This is a genomic window from Arthrobacter sp. NicSoilC5, assembly GCF_019977395.1.
Taxonomy (GTDB): domain Bacteria; phylum Actinomycetota; class Actinomycetes; order Actinomycetales; family Micrococcaceae; genus Arthrobacter.
The window spans coordinates 1,844,368-1,864,696 of record NZ_AP024660.1 but is presented as its reverse complement, the minus strand read 5'-3'; the positions used below and the strand labels follow the sequence as shown (position 1 = coordinate 1,864,696).

The following is a 20,329-nucleotide window of genomic DNA, read 5'->3' as shown; positions in this document are numbered from 1 at the left end:
ATGGGCGTCCTCCTGGTCCTCTGGGGCCAGCGGATCCGCCGGGACCGCTGGCAGCTGCTGAGCTGGGTGGTGGCTATCGGTGCGTTTGCCATGTTCGCGGCCGCCGCCGTCACCCAGACCTACGGCAACGTGGCGAGCCGGACCGAGATCCTGCAGGTGGCCATGGCCACGCCCGCCATCCTGATGCTGCGCGGCCTGCCCCGGGGCGCAGACCAGGGCGCCTTCACGTTCTTCCTGATCTACGCGTTCATCGCCCTGCTGGCAGGCCTGATGAGCACCTTCCTGGCGGTACGCCACTCCCGGGCCGACGAGGAAAGCGGCGGCGCGGAAATGGTGGCCGCCACACCTGCCGGACGGCTGCTGCCCAACACCGCCACCCTGCTGCACGGCATCACGGCCAACATCCTGGTGGCGCTCGCAGTCTTTGCCGGGTTCATGTCGCAGGGCCTGGAGCCCCAGGGTTCCCTGCTCGCCGGCGCCGCGACGGGCGCCGTCGGCCTCGCTTTCCTGGGCGTGGGGCTGCTGGTGGCCCAGTTCATGGGGACCTCACGCGGAGCGAACGGCGTCTCCGCCGCGCTGGTGGTCCTGGCCTACGTCCTGCGCGGGATCGGGGACGCCACGGGGACGCCCGGCGCCAGCGGGACCACGATGACCGAAGGGGCGGCCAGCTGGTTCTCACCCATCGGCTGGGGCCAGCAGACCTTTGCGTACTCGGGCAACCGTGGCTGGCCGTTGCTGCTGCCGGTGGCGCTGGGCGCAGGCTGCCTCGCGGCGGCGTGGCTCCTCCTGGGCACGCGCGACAGCGGGGCCAGCGTCTGGGAAGCGCTGCCGGGACGGGCAGCCGCCCGGCGGGGCCTGAGCAGTCCCGTGGCCCTTGCCCTGCGGCTGCAGGCGGGATCCATCATCGGTTGGGGCTTCAGCGGCCTGGCCCTGGGCCTGCTGGCGGGGTCGCTCGGAAAGGCGATTGCCGCCGTCGACACCCCGGACACCAACATCACGGCGATGCTGCGCGCGATGCTCCAGTCGCAGGGAACCTCACTCACCCAGCTCATGGTGTCGGTGCTGTTCTCCATGGCCGGGGTCCTGGCTGCCGCGTGCGCCCTGCAGGCGGTGATCAGGCTGCGGCAGGAGGAAGCGGCAGGGACCGCTGAACTCCTGCTGTCCGCCCCGGTGGGACGGGTCCGGTGGCTGGCCGGCTACCTGCTGCTCGGCGGGGCTGCCGTGGTGCTGGTGGTGGGCCTGGCCGGAGTGGGCGCGTGGGCCACTCTCACCGGCACCGGCGATGAATCCATGCCTGCCGACGCGCTCTGGCAGACCGCCGCCGCCCAGCTGCCGGCGGCACTGATCTACCTGTCGGTTCCGGCACTGGTGTTTGTCCTGTGGCCCGCCGCCACCATCGCCGCCAGCTGGGCCTTGCTGGCCCTTGGGGTGATGCTGGGAATCTTCGGGGCCATGCTGGGCATTGACCAAAGCCTGCGCGACCTTTCGCCGTTCGCCCACACGCCAGTGCCGCGCGGCGACGCGACGGACTGGAGCGGAGCGTGGTGGATGCTGCTGATTTCCGCCATTGCCGCCGCGCTGGCCGTTGCAGTGATGCGGCGGCGGGAGGTGGGTTCGGCATGAGCGCCGGCCCCGAGGTGGCGGCTGCCAGGGACACGCTGGCCACCGCGGCTTCCACCGCCGCCGCGGCCGAACGGACTGCAGCCGCGTTCGCCGCAGCAGGGTTCCCCAAGATGCCCGCCCGGACGCTGCTGGCGCTGGTGTCCTCCGAACAGGGGAGCCTCACGGCTGCTGAACTCGCGGACCGGCTGGGCGCCAGCGCCGCCGCGGTATCCGGCGCCGTCCGGTACCTGCAGACCGTGGGCTTTGTCCACCGGATCTCACAGCCCGGCAGCCGCCGCGACCTCTATGCCCTGCACGAGGACGAGTGGTACGTGGTGTCAATGCGCAACAGCCCCGTCTACGAGAAGCTCGCGGCACTGACCGATGCGACGGCGGAAACACTCCCGGAGGGTTCCCCGGCGCGCGCCAGGGTGGCGGAGATGGCCAGGTTCTACCGCTTCCTCAAAGCACGGATGCCGGCACTGCTGGACGAATGGGAGCGCGAGCGGGAGGGGGAGCGGTGACCATCATCGACAACGCCGTCTACGTGAACGGGCTGCGCACCGAGGACCCGGAAGACCTTGACGAGACGTACTTCCTGCTCCGCCAGCGCGAGGGGATGGCGTGGATCGGCCTCTACCGGCCGGACGCGGAGGAACTGCAGTCCGTGGGCGAGGAATTCGACCTCAACGCCCTGGCCATCGAGGACGCGCTCGCCGGCCACCAGCGGGCCAAGCTGGAGCATTACGGGGAGTGCCTGTTCCTGGTCCTCCGGCCGGCCCGGTACCGGGATGACGTCGAGAAGGTGGACTTCGGCGAGATCCACGTCTTTGTCGGCGATGAGTACGTGGTCACCGTCCGGCATGCCGAGTCGCCGGACCTGGCCAAGGTCCGGCGGCGCATGGAGGCTATGCCGGAGTTCCTGGCTCTGGGACCCGATGCCGTGCTGTACGGCATCCTGGACCAGGTGGTGGACGAATACGAGCCCGTGGTGGCCGGCCTGGAAAACGACATTGACGAAATCGAGGACGACCTCTTCGGCGCAGACCCCGATGTGTCCCGCAGGATCTACGAGTTGTCCCGCCAGGTCATCACCTTCCAGCGGGCCACGAGTCCCCTCGCGGGAATCCTGCAGGCTCTCATGGCCGGAACCCCGGACCGCGATCAGGCCACCGAACTCAGGGACCATTATCGGGACGTCCTGGACCACGTCATCCGGCTCAACGAACGGGTGGCTTCGTTCCGCGCCTTGCTCCAGAACGCGCTCGCCGTCAACGCCGCCCTGGTGGCGCAGCGGCAAAATGACGAGATGCAGCGCATGACCGAGTCCAGCTTCGAACAGAACGAACAGGTCAAGCGCATCTCCTCCTGGGCCGCCATCCTGTTCGCCCCCACCCTGGTGGCATCCATCTACGGCATGAATTTTGCCAACATGCCCGAGCTGGCCTGGACCTACGGCTACCCGTATGCGCTGGGCCTGATGGTGGCCATGGGCCTGGTCCTCTACCTGGCGTTCAAGCACAACAAATGGATCTGAGCGTCAAGGCGCTGCCGGGGCGCCGCGTACAGTAAACGGCATGCCCAACCCCGGTCTCCCGCCCGCTCCTGCCAACCCGCCCCAAGCAGTTCCCCCGCTGGCGGAACTGCTGGCCGGAGCACGCGTGGTCAGCCTGCCCATGCGGGTGAAGTTCCGCGGGATCATGCAGCGCGAATCCCTCCTGCTCCAGGGTCCCGCGGGCTGGGGCGAGTTCTGCCCGTTCCCGGAGTACGGCGACGCCGAAGCCTCCCGCTGGCTGGCTGCCGCCATCGAGGCGGGGTGGCAGGGTTTCCCGGCCCCGCTGCGGACGTCGGTTCCGGTCAATGCCACGGTCCCTGCCGTCGCCGCCCACCGGGTGCCGGACGTGCTGGCACGGTTCGGGCGGGTGGACGCCGTCAAGGTCAAGGTGGCCGAGCAGGGGCAGTCACTGGACGACGACGTTGCGCGGCTTCACGCCGTCCGCGCCGCTTTGCCGGATGCCGCCGTCCGCGTGGATGCCAACGGCGGGTGGGATGTTCCGGGCGCCGTGGAGGCACTGACGCGGCTGGCGCCGGTGGGGCTCGAGTACGCAGAGCAGCCGGTGCCGTCCATCGAGGGCCTGGCCGAGGTCCGGACCCGGCTCCGTGACGCGGGAACCCCGGTGCTGATTGCCGCGGACGAGAGTGTCCGCAAGGAGACCGACCCCCTCCGCGTGGCCCGGGCGGGTGCGGCGGACCTGATCGTGGTCAAGGTGGCACCGCTTGGGGGAGTGCGGCGCGCCCTGGACATCGTGGCACAGGCCGGACTTCCCGCCGTCGTCAGTTCCGCACTGGACACCTCCGTGGGCATCCGGGCCGGGCTGGCGCTGGCCGCCGCCCTGCCGGACCTGCCGTACGCCTGCGGCCTGGGCACGGTGTCGCTGTTCGAATCGGACATCACGCTGGACCCCTTGGTGGCCGACGACGGCGCCATCCGCCTCCGCGACGTGGCCGCCGACGCCGGGCTGCTGGAGCGGTTTGCGGCTCCCGCTGAGCGGCGGGACTGGTGGCTGGACCGGCTCCGCCGCGTCCACGCCCTCCTCACCCCGTCGATTGCCGCGTAGGTAGGGTGTCGCCGTGCGCGGGGAGAAGCTGACAATGCGGGTGGGCTGGCTCTGCCTTGCTGCCGTCAGCGCCGGGATCCTGGTGTTCGGTGTGGTGGTTGCCCTGTTTCCGCCGGCCGGGGATGCCGGCCTGTACCGGGCGGACGGGCTGGCTTCGGCGGGATTGGGCCTTTTCGGTGTGCTAATCGTGCTGGTGCCCTACCGGCGGCGCGAACGGTGGGCCTGGTACGCGCTCTGGTTCTACCCGTTCTTCTGGGCGGCGCATCTCATAGGGAACCTCCCTCCGGGCGACGACCACATCCACCAGGTGGTCTTCATCGCCCTTTCGCTGACCGGGCTCCTGCTGCCGGCCCGCGCCTTCTTCCCGGCGCGGAGCAGCCGATGAGGGATTTGGCAACGTTCCTGCAGGTCACGGGCGGTTAACCCTAACTTCATCAACTGGATGGGTTCCTGTAGGAAGCGGCTGGAAGGGTGATCGGGCACCCCAGAGAGATTCCTTGGAAGGTTCCCCATGTCTGAAACCGCCCGCAAGTTCACCCTGCTGCCCATGCTCGGCCATACCAAGGGCAAGCGCAGCCCCGTCACCTGTGCGCTCAAGTGCGACAACGCCTGCGCCGGCGACGTCTGCAACACCAGCTCCAACAGCTACTTCCGCGACATCGCCTCCGCCACCATGTCCCGCCGCGCCGCCCTGGGCCTTGGCGCCGCCGGTGCGCTCGCCGTCGCCCTCGGTTCAGCCGTGAGCTCCGCTGAACCTGCCTCCGCCGCGGGCCTGTCCAAGGCCGCCAAGGAAGGCTTCGGAAACTCCAAGCTCCAGTTCACGGCCATCAAGCCGGTCGACAAGGCCGTCGATGCCTTCACCGTGCCGGAGGGCTTCACCTGGCAGCCGATCATCCGCTGGGGCGACCCGCTGTTCAGCGATTCCCCCGAGTTCGACCTGAACAACCAGACAGCCGCGGCCCAGGCTCGCCAGTTCGGCTACAACAACGACTACACGGACATCGTGGAAATCCCGGGCAGCAAGGGCCGCCGCGCGGTGCTGTTCACCAACCACGAGTACACCAACGAAAACATCATGGTGCCCGCCGGCTATGACCCGGCGGAAACCCGGGCCATCGGCCGCGCCGCCCACGGCCTGGCTGTGGTGGAGCTGGAGCGCAAGAACACCACCAAGCCGTGGAGCTACGTGAAGGGCGCGCCGCTGAACCGCCGCTACCTTTCTGACACCACCTACGAACTGACCGGCCCGGTTGCCGGCTCGGCGCTGGTGAAGACCGTGGCCGACCCGTCCGGCCGCGCCATCAAGGGCACGTTCGGCAACTGCTCCGGCGGCACCACCCCCTGGGGCACCATCCTCTCCGGCGAGGAAAACTTCAACGGCTACTTCGTCGCCGGCGGCACCTCAGCCAGCGACAAGCGCTACGGCCTCACCGCCAAGCCCACGGCACGCAAGTGGGAACTCGATGACCCCCGCTTCGACACCCGCAATGCCGGCTACGAGAACGAGGCCAACCGCTTTGGCTGGATCGTCGAAGTCGACCCGTTCGATCCCACCTCCACCCCCAAGAAGCGCTCCGCCATGGGCCGCTTCAAGCACGAGGGCGCCAACGTGATCGTGGCGGAATCCGGCCACGTGGTGGCCTACATGGGCGACGACGAGAAGTTCGACTACCTCTACAAGTTCGTCTCCAAGGGCAGGTACGTGGAAGGCGACCGCAGGAACAACATGAACCTGCTCTCCGAGGGCGACCTCTACGTTGCCAAGTTCACCGGCAACTCGCCCGCCGCGGAGATCACCGGGACCGGGGCGCTTCCGTCCGACGGCGCGTTTGACGGGACCGGCGAATGGCTCCCCCTGGTGGTCGGCGGAAAGTCGGCAGTCCCCGGCATGTCCGTCGAAGAGGTCCTGGTGTACACCCGCCTGGCCGCGGACAAGGTGGGCCCCACCAAGATGGACCGCTGCGAGGATGTCCAGCCCAGCCTGCACACCGGCAAGGTCTACGTGGTCTGCACCAACAACTCCGACCGCGGCACCGGAACCAAGGAAGGCGCCACGGAGGTCAACCCGCGCACGCAGAACCGCGACGGCCACATCGTGGAAATCACCGAAACCGGCGACCAGACCTCCACGAAGTTCAACTGGACCCTCCTGATGGTCTGCGGCGATCCGGCGCAGGGCGATGTAACCTACTTCTCCGGCTACCCGGCGGACAAGGTCTCGCCCATCTCCTGCCCGGACAACGTGGCGTTCGACTCCGTGGGCAACCTCTGGATCTCCACCGACGGCGCCCCCTCCGGCATCGGCTACAACGACGGCCTGTTCAAGGTCACCCTGGACGGCGCCGAGCGCGGCAAGGTGGAGCAGTTCCTCTCCGTTCCCCGCGACGCCGAAACCTGCGGCCCGGTCATCCACGATGACGAGCGCACCGTGTTCGTCTCCGTGCAGCACCCGGGCGAGGAAGGCACCTTCGAGGCGCCGCACTCGTTCTTCCCGGACTACGTCCAGGCAGGCACGACGCCGGCACCCGGCCAGGTGCGCGCGCCCCGTCCCTCAGTGGTCCAGGTGTTCCGCGGCTAACCCCCTCCAACCAGGGACGCGCCATCACTTTTGGCCGGCTTTCCGGGGATGCGCCATCACTTTTGGCCGGCTTTCCGGGGACGCGCCATCACCTTTGGTCGCTTTTCCATCAACGCCCGCTCACCTTCTGCCCCTTCCGGCGGAACGGTGGGCGGGCGTTCCGGGGTTAATCGCGCGCCTTACCCAGCTGCCGGGGAAGCGCTCCATGTGATGCTTGACACGTGTTAGGTCGGTCATCTACAGTTCCTAACACGTGTTAGGAAGGAAATGACATGACCGGAGCCATAAACGGGCACCTGCGGGACATCACCCGCCGTACTGCCCTTGGTGCCCTCGGCGCGGGAATCATCGGAGCAACCGTGGCGTCGTGGCCGCGGCTCTCCGGAACGGACATTCCGGGCCGCGGAGACAACAGCCTCAGCATCGCCATCATGGGCACCGCCGCGGACGCCGCCGCCCGCCAGCGCGCCATCGACGCATTCACCCGCCTCCACCCGGACATCCGGGTCAAGGTCCAGGCCATCCAGGCCGTGGACTGGAAAGACTTCTTCACCAAGATCCTCACCATGGTGGCCGCGGGCACACCGCCGGACGTGGTGTACGTAGCCACCGAGGGCGCCCAGCTGTTCGCCGAAAAGCTGGCCCACCCGCTGGACGAATACATCCGCCGCGACGCCGCGGACATGCGCGAATTCTTCGATGATGTCCACCCCAGCCTGGTGGAAGCCTTCATGTACAAGGGCAGCCTCTACCAGCTCCCCATGGACTGGAACGCGGCCAACATGTACTACAATACCGCCGCGTTTGCGCAGGCAGGCCTGGACCGGCCAGCGGACGACTGGACCCACATCGATTTCCGCAACAGCCTCGCCGCGATGCGCAAGGCCCGGACCTCTGACTTCACGCCCTACTACTGGACCAACAGGCTCTTCGGCGGCGTGGTGCCGTGGCTCTACGCCAACGACACCAGCTTCCTCAAGGAGACCAGGTCCGCGGGCGGCGACTGGCTCTGGGACGGCTTCTACGCCAACGACCCCTCCCGCAGCCTCCGCTCCGGCGGTTACCAGTGGCTGGAACCGAACGCCAACGACGACCGCGTGTTCGAGTCCTTCGACTACCTCCGGGGCCTGGTTAAGGACGGACTGGGCGTCCGGCCGGAAGAAGGCGGCGGCAGTTCCCTGGTGGGCCTGTTCGCCTCCAACCGCATTGGAACCACTCCCGCCGGCGGCTACTGGGTGCAGGGGCTGCACGAGGCCGGCATGGGCGCCAACGACTTCGACGTCCAGTTCTTCCCGCGCTGGAAGACCCAGCGCCACCAGTTTGGCACCGCCGGCTACGCGATCATGAAGACCGCCAAGGACAAGGACGCCGCCTGGGAATGGATCAAGTTCAGCTCCAGCCGCGAGGCAATGGAACTGATCTTCCCCAACCCGATCACCACGCCGGCGCGCCGCTCCATGGTCAACGAACAGCTGTACGCCGGCAAGGGCCCCGCCCACTGGAAGGTCTTCTACGACACCCTGGACCGGTTCCCCACCACAGGCCCCATCCCGGCACCACCCCAGCAGGCCGCCGTCGAAACGGCCCTGATGAAGAACGTATCCCTTGCCGTCAGCGGGGACGAGCAGCAGCTCAAGCAGGCCCTCGCATCCATGCAGCGCGACCTTGAACTTGCCCTGAGGAGGCAGTCATGAGCACCACCACCCCGCCCCGGGAACGGCCCGAGCGGGCGGCCGGCCGGGCAAGTACGACGACGGCCCGCACCAGCGGCGTCGGCGGCACCAGCGGTGCCTACAACGCCGGAGGCCGCAGCGGAGCCAGGCACAACCAGCGCTGGCTGGCCTGGATCTTCCTGGCACCCACCATCCTGGGCATGGGCCTGTTCACCCTGGTCCCCATCGTGGCCTCGGTTGTCTTGGCCTTCTTCCGCTGGGACATCATCTCGGCCCCCAGCTTTGTGGGCTTCGACAACTTCTCGGAGGTGGTCCAGGACCCCACCGTGAGGGTGTCCTTCCTGAACACCCTCGTATTCGTGGTGGTGGCCGTGGCACTCCAGCTGGGACTGGCATTGGCACTGGCGGTCATGGTGCAGGAGAAGATGCCGGCGTGGCTGCGGGTGTTCTTCCGGTCCGCGTTCTTCTTCCCGCTGATCCTGTCCGCCGCCTCGGTGTCCATCTTCATGCGGTACCTCTTCAATGAACAGTTCGGCGTAGTCAACTGGTTCCTGTCCCTGGTGGGCATCCCCGCCGTACCCTGGCTGACCACACCGGGCGGATCGGCCGCCGTCGTGATCCTGGTGTACGTCTGGCAGAACTTCGGCTTCTCCTTCCTCCTGTTCATCGGCGGCCTGGCCTCCATACCGGTCGAGACATATGAGGCTGCCGCGATCGACGGCGCCACCGGCTGGCGCAAGCACCTCCACGTGACGTTGCCGCTGCTGAGCCCCACCACCCTCGTCGCCTCCGTCATGGCCATCATCAGCGCCCTGCAGGTCTTCGACCAGCCCTACGTCCTGACCCGCGGCGGTCCCGGCGACTCCACCCGCACCGCCGTCATGGTGATTTTCGAATCGGCGTTCCAGCGGCTCGAATTCGGCCAGGCGTCCGCGATCGGCGTGCTGCTCACGCTGATCATCATGGCCATCACGGCCGCACAGTTCCGGCTCAGCAAACGATTCGTCTTCTACCAGTAAGGCCAGCCATGACAACCACAACTGACCACGGCCTGGCCGGACATTCACCCCGGCTCTCCCAAGGCCTCCCCGTCACCACGCCCAACCGGAAGAAGTTCAACTGGAGCTTCGCCGTCCGGACCCTCCTGCTGCTGCTCGCGGCCGCCCTCACGCTCGGTCCGGTGCTCTGGACGCTGTCCACGTCGCTGCGGTCGCCGTCGGAATCGTTCAAGCTGCCGCCGTCGTTCATACCCTGGAACCCGGACTTCACCTCGTACGGGGAGGTATTCAAGCAGCTGAATATCTTCCTGCTGGTCCTCAACAGCGCCCTGGTCACCGGAATAATCGCGGTGGGCCAGATGGTCTCCGCCGCCTTGGCCGGCTACGCGTTCGCGCACCTGAAATTCCGCGGACGCGGGGCGCTGTTCTCGATCGTGCTGGCCACGATGATGGTACCCGTGCAGGTGACGATCGTCCCCGTCTTCATGCTGATCCGCGGCATGGGCCTGTCCGACACCCTGCTCGCCCTGATCCTCCCCGCCATCCCGACGGCATTCGGCACGTTCCTGATGCGCCAGTACTTCATGGGGCTGCCGGCCGAACTCGCCGAAGCCGCCTCGATCGACGGCGCCAGCCCGTGGCGGACATTCCGTTCCGTGTACGCGCCGCTGGCGATGCCCGGCATGGCGATCGTGGGAATCCTCGCGTTCAACTTCCACTGGAACGAGTTCTTCCGCCCGCTCATCCTCACCATTTCCGAACAGAACTTCACGCTTCCCTTGGGTCTCGTGTCGCTTCAGGGAAACCTGGGCACCGGCAGCATCTCGGTGGTCCTGGCGGGCGTAGTCCTGTCCATGATCCCCGCGCTGGTGGTCTTCATCTTCGGCCAACGCGCCCTGCAGGACGGCCTCACGGCCGGAACCGGCAAGTAAACCTCCTTCCCTCCAGCCCGAAAGGCCGTTCCATGACCTCCCCGGACCTCGCCGCCGTCCACCCCGGCACCGTCACCTTCGACGACGTTGCCGCCGCCCACCCCGACCCCGCCTTCCCCCGCTTCCACCCGCGCCCCGGTCAGGGCTGGATCAACGACCCCAACGGCATCAGCTTCGTCAATGGCCGGTACCACGTCTTCTTCCAGTACAACCCGGACTCGGCCCGGCACCACCGGATCGCCTGGGGACATGTGAGCTCGGCGGACCTGGTCCGCTGGGAGGAGCACCCCGTGGCGCTTCGCCCGCAGGACGGCGGCCCCGACGAGTACGGCTGCTGGACCGGGGTGGTCACGGACGACGACGGTGTTCCCACCGCTGCGTACTCCGGCGTCCGCGGCGACGGGGGCCACTCACAGGTGGTCATCGCCCGCGGCTCGGAGGACCTTATCCACTGGGAGCAGGCAGGCCACGTGGCCGCCACCATGCCCGCCGACGGACAGGTCACCGCCGTGCGGGACCCGTTCATTTTCCGCTTCAACGGCAAGCGGTACGCCATGCAGGGCGCCGGACTGGCCAACGGGCACGCCGCCCTGCTGCTCTACACCGTGGACGACCTGGCCGACTGGAAGTACCAGGGCATCTGGCTGACCTCGGAGAACCCGGTTGCCGCTACGTTCACCCCGGCCGAGATCTGGGAATGCCCGCAGCTGGTGCAGGTGCCCGACAACGATGCCCCTGGCGGGGGCACCTGGTTGATGATGTTCTCCCTCTGGCTCGCCGGCGACTCACACGAACACGCCAACGGGGTGGGCCACCTGATCGGATCGCTGGCCGAAGACCCCGCCACCGGGCTGCCCGTCTTCACGCCGCGGACCGGCGGAAAGTCCGATCTGGGCCGCGACTTCTACGCTCCGCAGGTGGTGTCCCTGGAAAACCGGGCCCTGCTGTGGGGATGGGCCAACGAAGGCCCGGGGCGGGACGGGCGCCGCGGCCGCAGCCAGGAAGAGATCGACGCCGCCGGGTGGGCCGGAGTCCTGACCTTCCCGCGCGAGCTGTCGATTGTGGACGGCGCCCTGGCGGTGCGCCCGGCCCCGGAGGTCGATGCCTACCGCGGAGAGCTGCTCGCCGGCCAGGCATCCGGGACGGTGCGGTTGCCTGCTTTCGCCCAGGCCGTGGTCACCGCAGGAATGGGCGGTGCTGTGGAGCTGCTCCTGGTGGGGAACGGAAGCCGGCAGGTGGTCTTCAGCGGCAGCGTCGACGCGGGGGAGGAGCTGCGAATGTTCGTGGATGCCTCCCTGGTGGAGGTGTACCGTTCCGGGTCGGTGGCAACCACGCTGCGTGCTTACCCGGCTGTGGGGGAGGAGTGGCAACTGAGCCTTCCCGCAGGGGCGACGGCGGACGTCTGGAACCTGGCCAGGCCCGCGTAGCCCGCTCCAAACCGGCCCGGCGGGTCCCGGCCGCGGCGTGGTCAGCGTCCGGCCGGGACCGGGCCGGTGGATTCCCTGACCACCAACCGGCAGGGAACCATCGTTTCCCCCGCGGTGCCGGAGACGGCGGCGGCAGCCGGGCCGCCGTCGTCGGACGTTCCCTCCGGTGCCGACCCCACCTCGGCGAGCAGCGACGCCATGGCGGCGGCTCCCATCTCCCGGAGCGGCAGGGCCATGGTGCTCAGCGCCGGGACCATGGCCTTCGCGATGCGGAATTCGTCGTCGTACCCCATGACGGACACGTCCTGCGGGACGCTCAGGCCCAGCCGGTAGCAGGCCAGCACCACACCGATGGCCAGGCGGTCGTTGGCGCACAGGATGGCCGTGGGCCGGGCGGCCGGTTCCACGCCTTCGAGGAGTTTCATGGCGCCGTGGAAGCCGGCGTCGATGTCCCAGCCCACCTGGATGACGCGGTCCTCGTTGACGGGCATCCCCGCGCCGCTGAAGGCCGCCCGGTAGCCCTCGATCCGGCGGGGCGCCGCGGGCGTCAGGGAGTCGCCGGCGAGGAATGCGATGTCCCGGTGGCCCAGCGACATTACGTGCTCCGCGGCTTCCCGGCCGCCGCGCACTTCGTCAGGAATCACGGCCGGAAGCCCTGCCTCCGGCCGGTCATCGAAGCAGTTGGCAAGGATCGACGGGACGCGGGCCATGTTTGCGGGCACGTGCAGCGGCCGCAGGCCCACGGTCACATACATGAGGCCGTCCACCTGGCGGTCCAGCAGGGTTTCCACGGCGCTCTCGTCGCGGGATTCGTCCAGCTCGGTGTCCATCACCACGGTCACGAAGCCGTGTTCCCGGGCCACCGCATCCGCGCCGGCAATGATGTTGCCGTCGAACGGGCTGGTGACCACCTGGTCGGACACGATGCCAATGACCCGCGACTGCTGGTTGCGCAGGCTCAGGGCGATCTTGTTGGGGGAGTAGTTGAGCGCTGCCGCCGCTTCCCGGATCCGCTGCTGGCTTTCCAGGGCCACGTTTCCGTCGCCGCGGCCGTTCAGCACCAGCGACACGGCACTGCGCGAAACGCCCGCCAGCTTGGCGACGTCGAGGGCGGTGGCCTTGCGCTTCATGGTCGTCCTTCGGATGCTGGGATCTCTTGCTTGGGTGAAGTTTACCTAACTCGTGTGAGCTTCCGCTCTCCCGACGCCCCATCACCTCTAGCCCCCTTTTTGGGAACGCCCCATCACCTTTAGCCCCCTTTTCGGGAACGCCCCATCACCTTTCGGGCCTATCAGGGCAGGAGGTGATGGGGCGTGTGGTGGATTGGGGCTGGAGGTGATGGGGCGTGTGGTGGATTGGGGCTGGAGGTGATGGGGCGTGTGGTGGATTGGGGCATGAGGTGATGGGGCGTTGGAGGGTGGCAAACTGGGTTGGTGACTTCGTTGAACGAACCAACTCCGGACACCCCCGGGCTGGGCAGCCCTGACGCCCCCGACGCTGAGCTGAGTGCGCTCGCTGCGGCGAGGATCGCCGTCGACGTCCTGCTCGACGGCGGCGTGCGGCACGTGGTGGTATCGCCGGGTTCGCGGTCGGCGCCAATGGCATACGCCCTCGCCGAAGCCTCCGCCGCGGGCCGGGTGGAGCTGCTGGTCCGCATCGATGAGCGTTCCGCAGGCTTTACCGCGCTGGGCCTGGCCCTGTCCAGCGGCTCGCCCGCAGCCGTCCTCACCACGTCCGGAACCGCCGTCGGAAACCTCATGCCCGCGGTGATGGAAGCCAACCACGCCGCCGTCCCGCTGATCGTCCTGTCAGCAGACCGGCCCGATGAGCTGCGCGGAACGGGGGCCAACCAGACCACGGTGCAGCAGGACCTTTTTGGAGAGCACGTCCGGTTCGCCGCCGATGTTCCCGCCGGCAGCAACCCCGAGCGGGCCATCCAGACCGGACTCTCCGCAACCACCGGCGCATTCCCGGACCTTCCGCCGGGCCCGGTCCAGCTCAACCTCGCGTTCCGCGACCCGCTGGTTCCGGCCCCCGGGGACCGGCTGCCCGACGCCGTGGAGCGGCAGCGCTACCGGGTGGGATCCGAGCCCCTGGTCATGAACCTGCCGGCGGCGCCGGACACGCTGCCGGAGCGGCGGACCGTGGTGCTGGCAGGGCACGACGCCGGTCCCGTGGCCGAAGCATTTGCCCGCGCCCACAACCTGCCGCTGCTGGCCGAGCCCTCCTCCAACTCCCGGTTCGGCCCCAACGCCGTGGGCCCGTACCGGCTGCTGCTGGAGCACTTCCGGGCCGGTTCCGGGCAACCGATCGAACGCGTGGTGCTGTTCGGCCGGCCCACGCTGTCCCGTCCGGTGGCCGCGCTGCTCGCCAGTGCCGACGTCGAATCCGCCCTGTACCAGCCGGTTCCGGTGGCCTGGTACGAGCCCGGGCGCCGCACCGAGCTACCGCTGGAAAACCTGGCGGACCTGGCCGAATTCGCCGGCCGCGGCAGCTCCACCTGGCTGGACACATGGTTGCTTGCCGGATCGGCCGCGCAGCACTCGCTGGACCGGGTGGTGTCCGCGGAGGCCGCCGCCAACGGACCGTCCGTGGCGGCGCTGGTCTGGAAGCACTCACGCGGCCAGCTGCTGCTCGGTTCCTCCAACGGCATCCGCGACGTTGACCTCGCCGGCCTTCCCGCCGCGGATCCAGCCGCCATCGTGTACGCCAACCGGGGCCTGGCCGGCATCGACGGCACCATCTCCACCGCCACCGGTATCGCCCTCGGCGGCCGCCAGCAGACCACCGTCCTGCTGGGCGACGTGACCTTCCTGCATGACGCCGGCGGCCTCCTCCTCGGCGCCGGCGAAGAACAGCCGGACCTGCGGATCGTGGTCCTGAATGATTCCGGCGGCGCCATCTTCAGCCTGCTCGAGCACGGGGGAGTGGAGGAAGGCGGCCGCTACGGAGACGCCGTCGAGCGCCTCTTCGGCACCCCGCACTCGGTGGACATCGCGGCACTCGCCGCAGCGTACGGCGTCGGACATTCCCGGGTCAGTACGACGGCGGGACTCGCCGAGGCGCTGGGCCGGCCTGTGCACGGGCGCAGCATCGTGGAGGTCCGCACGGACCGCCGGGCGCTGCGGGAGCTCCACGCCCGGATCAAGGAAGCAGTTTCTGCCGCCGTGGAGGCAGTGCTCTCCGGGCAGTAGCTGCCGACGCGCACATTACCCCACGACGCGGAAATGCCCTGCCGCTGCCGGAATACCGGCGGCGACAGGGCATTTGCGTGTCGAAAGTGAGGAACCGTGTCAGAGCACGCGGCCCAGGAACTCCTTGGTGCGCGCATGCTGCGGGTTGGCGATGATCTCGCGGGGATCGCCCGATTCCACCACCACACCCCCGTCCATGAAGGTCAGCGTGTCACCCACTTCGCGGGCGAAGCCGATCTCGTGGGTCACCACGATCATGGTCATGCCGGACTTGGCCAGGTCCTTCATCACGTTCAGGACATCGCCCACCAGCTCCGGGTCCAGGGCGGACGTGGGCTCGTCGAACAGCATGAGTTCCGGGTCCATGGCCAGGGCCCGGGCGATGGCTACGCGCTGCTGCTGGCCACCGGAGAGCTGGGAGGGGTAGTGGCCGGAACGGTCCGCCAGCCCTACGCGGTCCAGCAGTTCCAGCGCACGCTTCTGGGCGGCAGCCTTGGACTGGCCCTTCACGTGCACCGGCGCTTCCATGACGTTCTGCAGCGCGGTCTTGTGAGGGAACAGGTTAAACCGCTGGAACACCATGCCGATTTCGCGGCGCTGGGCGGCGATTTCCTTGGTCTTGAGGTCGTGGAGCTTGCCGTTGACCTCGCGGTAGCCGATCAGCTGGCCACCCACGGAGATCCGGCCGGCGCTGATGCTTTCCAGAAGGTTCACGCAGCGCAGCATGGTGGACTTGCCGGAACCCGACGGCCCGATCACCACCGACACTTCGCCCTGGTTGACGGTCATGTCGATGCCCCGGAGTACATGGTGGTGCCCGTAGTACTTGTGGAGGCCCTCGATCTTGACCAGCGGCTTCTCTGCTGTGACGGTCATCGTGCACTCTCCTCGGGGAAGTCCGTTTCTATTGACCGTCCGCCGTTCTGGCTCAGGGCCACGCGGGCCGACTTGGCCACTGGCTTGCCCGCCGGCGCGAGATTGTCGACGCCCTTGCCGTAGTACGCCTCAATGTAGTGCTGTCCCACCATCAGGATGCTGGTGATCACCAGGTACCAAATGGCGGCCACGATCAGCAACGGAACCGGGAGGTAGGTCCGGTTGGCCAGGGCGTTGGTGGCGAAGGTGAGGTCCAAGGTGAACGGCACGGCCAGGACCAGCGAGGTGGTCTTCAGCATGCCGATGGTTTCGTTGCCCGTGGGCGGAACAATGACGCGCATGGCCTGCGGCAGGATGATCCGCCACATGATCTTCGTCTTGCCCATGCCCAATGCCTCGGCCGCCTCCATCTGCCCGCGGTCAACGGACTTCAGGCCCGCGCGGAAAATTTCCGCGAGGTAGGCCGATTCGTTCAGGCCGAGGCCGAGGATGGCTGCCACGGTGGCGTTGATGACTGCCGCGGTGTCCAGGCTGAAGAGCTCGGGTCCGAACGGCACGCCCGCGCTGATCTTGGGGTACAGAACCGAAATCAGGCCCCACAGCACCAGCTGGGTGTAGACGGGTGTTCCACGGAAGAACCACACCCACACCCAGCTGGACCAGCGGAACACAGGGTTGTCAGACTGGCGCATGAACGCCAGCAGGATGGCCAGGACGATGGCCAGGACCATGGAGGTGACCGTCAGCAGAAGCGTCCAGCCCACGCCCTGGACCACCTTGACGTCCAGGATGTAGGTGCCCACCACATCCCAGCGGAAGTTGGGGTTGGTAAACAGGCTCTGCAGGAACAGAACGACCAGCGCCAGGATGATGAACGCGCTGATCCATCGGCCCGGGTGCCGCACCGGCACGGCTTTGTTCAGTACCGGTGCGTCGTCCTTATGCTGGCCGTCCATGTGCACACCTGACTTGTCGTCGGTAGCGCGAAAACTCAAGACTTGACCGCCGGGTTGACTTCGGACTTGGTGATGGCGCCTTCAGAGTTGCCCCAGCCGTCCAGGATCTTCTTGTAGGAGCCGTCTTCCATCAGCTTGGTGACGGTCTTCTGGATGACCTCTGCCCAGGCGGTGTCAGCCTTGGCCACGGCGATGCCCTGCGGAGCGGAGTCGTAGACGTCGCCCAGCTTCTCCAGCTGGCCGTTGGTCTGGGTCAGGGCGTAGCCGATGATGGGGGAGTCGGCAGCCATGGCGTCTATGCTGCCGTTCACCAGGCGGGTGGTGACATCCGTCTGGTTCTTCAGGGTGACGATGTCGATGGGCTTCTTGCCGTCAGCAACACACTTCTTGTTGCGGTCGGCCAGGTCGGGATCTTCCTGGACGGTGCCGGTCTGCACACCGATGGACTTGCCGCACACGTCGTCCAGGGAGAACTTGTTGGGGTTGCCCTTCTTCACGGCCCAGGCGGTGCCTGCGTTGAAGTAGCTGACCATGTTCACTGCGCCCAAACGCTCCGGGTTGATGGTGAACGAGGAGATGCCCAGATCGTACTTGGGGCCGAGGGCCGGAAGGATGCCGGTGAACTCTGCGGTCTGGACCTGGACCTTGAGTCCCAGGGTGGCGCCGATGGCCTTGGCGATGTCCACGTCGTAGCCGACGGGTGTCTGGCCGTCCGTACCGAGGAATTCGGCGGGGGCGTAGCTGGTGTCGGAGCCGACCGTGATGGTGCCCTTGGACTTGATGGCGTCCGGGACCATGGCGGCCAGGGCGTCGTCCTTCTTGACGGTGGTGGGATCAAAGCTGGCGCTGGCGCTGCCCGAGGAGGTGGCCGCGCTGGAGGGACCCGTTTCCGAGGCGTTGGTGCATGCTGAGAGGGCCAGGGCGCTGATGGCGATCATAGTGGCGGCGGTCAGCTTGGAAGTGCCCAGGAGGGTACGGGGAGTCTGCATTTCTTACCTTTTGTTGCAGGGGCTATGAGGTACTAACGCGGCTTATAGTGTAACGCTCAACAAGAGAGGTACGTCACACGCAACTAAGTTTCACTATTGGATAACTGTAACGGTGACAAAATCAAGCCTTCCAGAGCAGCAGTCGTCTGTCATCCCAGACTCCTTACCCAGGAGGGCGCAAAAAGAACGTCAGCTCTTGATGCCCAGGGACTCCAGCATCGGCCGGAATTTGGCCCAGGTCTCGGCAAGTTCGGCCTCCGGCTGCGAGCCGTCAACAATGCCGCAGCCGGCATACAGCCGCACGGTTTCGGGGGACTCGATGACCGCGCCGCGCAGGGCGATGCCCCACTCTCCGTTGCCGGCCGCGTCCAGCCAGCCCACCGGCCCGGCGTACGGCCCACGGTCCAGGTGCTCCAGCTTGCGGATCAGTTCACCGGCCACCAGTGTGGGCGTCCCGCAGACCGCGGCGGTGGGGTGCAGCGCGTTGATCAGGGCCAGGCAGGTGGGCACGTGGCCTTCCACCTCGGTGAGCTCGGCCTTGACGTCGGAGGCCAGGTGCCAGACGTTGGGCAGCTCCAGGATGAAGGGTTCGTCATGGGCATTCATCGCCTCGGAGAACGGCGCCAGCTGCTTGGTCAGCGACTGGATGGCGATCTCATGCTCATGCCGTTGCTTCTCCGAGCCGGCCAGGACGCGTGTGGCGTAGTCCATCGGCGGGCCGTCCTCGCCGTGCGCATCGCGGCGGTCCAGGGTGCCGGCCAGCACACGGGCCTGGGCGGTCCGACCCTCCACCTGGATCAGCATCTCGGGCGTGGCCCCTACCAGGCCGTCCACGCCATAGGTCCAGCATTCCCGGTACCTGGCGGCGAGCTCGCGGAGCACGTCTGCGGCATGTACGCCGGAAGGAATAGTTGCCACGACGTCCCGGGCCAGCACCAGCTTTTCCAGTGCGCCCGTGCGGATTTCGGCAACACCGGCGGCCACGGCCTCCATCCAGGCTTCCTCGCTGAGCGAGCCGGTGTGCAGCGTTGCGCCGGCAGCCAGCGGGAGGGGGCGGACGACGGCGCCGCGCGCCTGGCCGGGCACGTCACCAACCGACGCGTCCCCGGCTGGGTCCGCTGCCGGCGTCGTGCCTTCCGTGGCGGAGGCAGCGTCGGAACCGCCGCCGAGCCAGCGGTCCAGCGCGGCGAGGGCCGTCTCTTCGGTGAGCGGGCCGCCGTCGAACGTCAGCTGGGTGAGCCATGCCTGGTTGTCCCGCACGCCCACCACGATCTCCGGCACGATCAGCCGTGACTCGTGGGCTGACGTCTTGGAGAAAGCAAAGGAACCAAAAGCCACGGGACCGGTGCCGGGCAACTCCACGGAATCCGCCACCTCGGCTTCCAGGACCAGGTGCCGCCACCAGATGTCCGCCTCAAGGAACCGGTCCGGCCCCGTGGCGGTGAAGCGTGCGATCTCGCCGAAACCGGCCAGCCCGGCTTCGCGGCGGGTCCAGCAGAGGACATCGTCACGGACCAGAAACGAAGGCAGTCCCCCGGGGAATGCTTTGCCATCCAGGGGGACCGTCAGGGTGCGGAACGTGCTCGTCATGATGGATCAACAGTACCCCCGACAGTAATTCACAGTACTTCGCAGTAACTTTCCGCCCCTGGCCACGTCGAATCCGTACTGGTCAGCACCGTCAGGAACATTTGAGACAATGTCATGGTGAACCGAGCATCCTTGGATAAGCGTCCGGACGAAGTAGCCACGATGTTTGACGACGTCGCACCTAAATACGACGTCGTCAACGATGTCCTCTCCATGGGGCAGACCCGCCGCTGGCGGAAGATCGTGGTGGATGCCATGGAAGTCTCCAAGGGCCAGCGGGTCCTGGACCTCGCGGCCGGAACCGGTACCTCCAGCGAACCGTATGCCGACGCCGGCATAGACGTGGTGGCCTGCGATTTCTCCCTGGGCATGCTCAAGGTGGGCAAGCGCCGCCGCCCTGACATCGACTTCATTGCCGGTGACGCCACCAACCTGCCGTTCGCCGAAAACACGTTTGACGCCACCACCATCTCCTTCGGGCTGCGGAACGTGAACGAGCCCAAGAAGGCGCTGGCCGAGATGCTTCGCGTCACCAAGCCCGGCGGCCGCCTGGTCATCGCCGAGTTCTCACAGCCGGTGGTTCCGCTGTGGCGCACCATGTACACCGAATACCTGATGCGCGCCCTGCCGGCCATCGCCGTCAAGGTCGCGTCCAACCCGGACGCATACGTCTACCTCGCCGAATCCATCCGCGCCTGGCCGGACCAGGACCACTTGGCCGCATGGCTGCAGGAGAGCGGCTGGGAGAAGGTCACCTACCGCAACCTCACCGGCGGCATCGTGGCCGTGCACCGCGCGTTCAAGCCTGCCGATTCCTCGCCCGACGGCGCTGCTGCCGCCATCGCTGCGCACAAGGGCCCGGTGGCCAAGCTGCGCCGCAACACCGTTCGCTGACC

At 67.6% G+C, this 20,329-nt stretch carries 17 protein-coding genes; 12 read left to right on the top strand and 5 right to left on the bottom strand.

Annotation, left to right across the window (positions count from 1 at the left end; all coding sequences use genetic code 11):
- The 10 genes from LDO22_RS08715 (at position 1) to LDO22_RS08670 (ending at position 11,828) form a co-directional block, all read left to right on the top strand.
- On the top strand, positions 1–1,623 hold the full coding sequence (locus LDO22_RS08715; protein WP_224026771.1) for a hypothetical protein: 1,623 nt from the start codon (positions 1–3) through the stop codon (positions 1,621–1,623).
- Positions 1,620–2,126, top strand: coding sequence for a MarR family transcriptional regulator (locus tag LDO22_RS08710; RefSeq protein WP_224026770.1), 507 nt, complete (start codon positions 1,620–1,622; stop codon positions 2,124–2,126). The genes LDO22_RS08715 and LDO22_RS08710 overlap by 4 nt, the downstream gene beginning before the upstream one ends.
- Positions 2,123–3,139: a magnesium/cobalt transporter CorA gene (gene corA, locus LDO22_RS08705; protein WP_159636203.1), complete on the top strand. Its 1,017-nt coding sequence runs from the start codon at positions 2,123–2,125 to the stop codon at positions 3,137–3,139. Before LDO22_RS08710 ends, corA begins: the two co-directional genes overlap by 4 nt.
- Positions 3,140–3,179: 40 nt before the next feature.
- Complete coding sequence (locus tag LDO22_RS08700) at positions 3,180–4,220, top strand: o-succinylbenzoate synthase (RefSeq protein ID WP_224026769.1); 1,041 nt, start codon at positions 3,180–3,182, stop codon at positions 4,218–4,220.
- 13 nt (positions 4,221–4,233) lie between these two features.
- On the top strand, positions 4,234–4,605 hold the full coding sequence (locus tag LDO22_RS08695) for a hypothetical protein (protein ID WP_224026768.1): 372 nt from the start codon (positions 4,234–4,236) through the stop codon (positions 4,603–4,605).
- Positions 4,606–4,731: 126 nt separating this feature from the next.
- Positions 4,732–6,798, top strand: coding sequence for a PhoX family phosphatase (locus tag LDO22_RS08690; RefSeq protein ID WP_224026767.1), 2,067 nt, complete (start codon positions 4,732–4,734; stop codon positions 6,796–6,798).
- Positions 6,799–7,070: 272 nt separating this feature from the next.
- The gene (locus LDO22_RS08685) at positions 7,071–8,492 is read left to right on the top strand and encodes an extracellular solute-binding protein (protein ID WP_224026766.1); all 1,422 of its coding nucleotides are present in this window, start codon (positions 7,071–7,073) and stop codon (positions 8,490–8,492) included.
- The gene (locus LDO22_RS08680; protein WP_224026765.1) at positions 8,489–9,490 is read left to right on the top strand and encodes a sugar ABC transporter permease; all 1,002 of its coding nucleotides are present in this window, start codon (positions 8,489–8,491) and stop codon (positions 9,488–9,490) included. The genes LDO22_RS08685 and LDO22_RS08680 overlap by 4 nt, the downstream gene beginning before the upstream one ends.
- Before the next feature lie 8 nt (positions 9,491–9,498).
- Entirely contained in the window at positions 9,499–10,401 is a 903-nt protein-coding gene (locus tag LDO22_RS08675) for a carbohydrate ABC transporter permease (RefSeq protein ID WP_159631128.1), read from the top strand.
- A gap of 32 nt (positions 10,402–10,433) precedes the next feature.
- Positions 10,434–11,828: a glycoside hydrolase family 32 protein gene (locus tag LDO22_RS08670; RefSeq protein WP_224026764.1), complete on the top strand. Its 1,395-nt coding sequence runs from the start codon at positions 10,434–10,436 to the stop codon at positions 11,826–11,828.
- 41 nt (positions 11,829–11,869) lie between these two features.
- Here the strand turns inward: LDO22_RS08670 and LDO22_RS08665 are convergent, their stop codons facing one another.
- Positions 11,870–12,958 (bottom strand): LacI family DNA-binding transcriptional regulator, encoded by a 1,089-nt coding sequence (locus LDO22_RS08665; protein ID WP_224026763.1) that lies wholly within the window; start codon positions 12,956–12,958, stop codon positions 11,870–11,872.
- A gap of 312 nt (positions 12,959–13,270) precedes the next feature.
- Here LDO22_RS08665 and menD point away from each other — a divergent pair, with 312 nt between their 5' ends.
- Positions 13,271–15,022 (top strand): 2-succinyl-5-enolpyruvyl-6-hydroxy-3-cyclohexene-1-carboxylic-acid synthase, encoded by a 1,752-nt coding sequence (menD, locus tag LDO22_RS08660; protein WP_224027201.1) that lies wholly within the window; start codon positions 13,271–13,273, stop codon positions 15,020–15,022.
- 99 nt (positions 15,023–15,121) lie between these two features.
- On the opposite strand, the gene LDO22_RS08655 is transcribed toward menD, so the two are convergent.
- The 4 genes from LDO22_RS08655 to LDO22_RS08640 form a co-directional block, all read right to left on the bottom strand.
- Positions 15,122–15,898, bottom strand: coding sequence for an amino acid ABC transporter ATP-binding protein (locus LDO22_RS08655; RefSeq protein ID WP_141182203.1), 777 nt, complete (start codon positions 15,896–15,898; stop codon positions 15,122–15,124).
- Entirely contained in the window at positions 15,895–16,854 is a 960-nt protein-coding gene (locus LDO22_RS08650; RefSeq protein ID WP_224026762.1) for an amino acid ABC transporter permease, read from the bottom strand. The genes LDO22_RS08655 and LDO22_RS08650 overlap by 4 nt, the downstream gene beginning before the upstream one ends.
- 35 nt (positions 16,855–16,889) lie before the next feature.
- Positions 16,890–17,843 (bottom strand): ABC transporter substrate-binding protein, encoded by a 954-nt coding sequence (locus LDO22_RS08645; protein WP_159631138.1) that lies wholly within the window; start codon positions 17,841–17,843, stop codon positions 16,890–16,892.
- 189 nt (positions 17,844–18,032) lie between these two features.
- Positions 18,033–19,433 (bottom strand): isochorismate synthase, encoded by a 1,401-nt coding sequence (locus LDO22_RS08640; protein ID WP_224026761.1) that lies wholly within the window; start codon positions 19,431–19,433, stop codon positions 18,033–18,035.
- Between the two features lie 117 nt (positions 19,434–19,550).
- On the opposite strand from LDO22_RS08640, the gene LDO22_RS08635 reads away from it, so the two are divergent.
- On the top strand, positions 19,551–20,327 hold the full coding sequence (locus tag LDO22_RS08635) for a demethylmenaquinone methyltransferase (protein WP_224026760.1): 777 nt from the start codon (positions 19,551–19,553) through the stop codon (positions 20,325–20,327).
- The last annotated feature ends 2 nt before the right edge of the window (positions 20,328–20,329 follow it).

Coding starts and splice junctions, on each gene's coding strand:
- LDO22_RS08685 (WP_224026766.1), top strand. CDS start 7,071: ATGACCGGAGCCATAAACGGGCACCTGCGGGACATCACCCGCCGTACT.
- LDO22_RS08645 (WP_159631138.1), bottom strand. CDS start 17,843: ATGCAGACTCCCCGTACCCTCCTGGGCACTTCCAAGCTGACCGCCGCC.
- LDO22_RS08655 (WP_141182203.1), bottom strand. CDS start 15,898: ATGACCGTCACAGCAGAGAAGCCGCTGGTCAAGATCGAGGGCCTCCAC.
- LDO22_RS08710 (WP_224026770.1), top strand. CDS start 1,620: ATGAGCGCCGGCCCCGAGGTGGCGGCTGCCAGGGACACGCTGGCCACC.
- LDO22_RS08680 (WP_224026765.1), top strand. CDS start 8,489: ATGAGCACCACCACCCCGCCCCGGGAACGGCCCGAGCGGGCGGCCGGC.
- LDO22_RS08700 (WP_224026769.1), top strand. CDS start 3,180: ATGCCCAACCCCGGTCTCCCGCCCGCTCCTGCCAACCCGCCCCAAGCA.
- LDO22_RS08670 (WP_224026764.1), top strand. CDS start 10,434: ATGACCTCCCCGGACCTCGCCGCCGTCCACCCCGGCACCGTCACCTTC.
- LDO22_RS08715 (WP_224026771.1), top strand. CDS start 1: ATGGGCGTCCTCCTGGTCCTCTGGGGCCAGCGGATCCGCCGGGACCGC.
- LDO22_RS08675 (WP_159631128.1), top strand. CDS start 9,499: ATGACAACCACAACTGACCACGGCCTGGCCGGACATTCACCCCGGCTC.
- LDO22_RS08665 (WP_224026763.1), bottom strand. CDS start 12,958: ATGAAGCGCAAGGCCACCGCCCTCGACGTCGCCAAGCTGGCGGGCGTT.
- LDO22_RS08690 (WP_224026767.1), top strand. CDS start 4,732: ATGTCTGAAACCGCCCGCAAGTTCACCCTGCTGCCCATGCTCGGCCAT.
- LDO22_RS08640 (WP_224026761.1), bottom strand. CDS start 19,433: ATGACGAGCACGTTCCGCACCCTGACGGTCCCCCTGGATGGCAAAGCA.
- LDO22_RS08650 (WP_224026762.1), bottom strand. CDS start 16,854: ATGGACGGCCAGCATAAGGACGACGCACCGGTACTGAACAAAGCCGTG.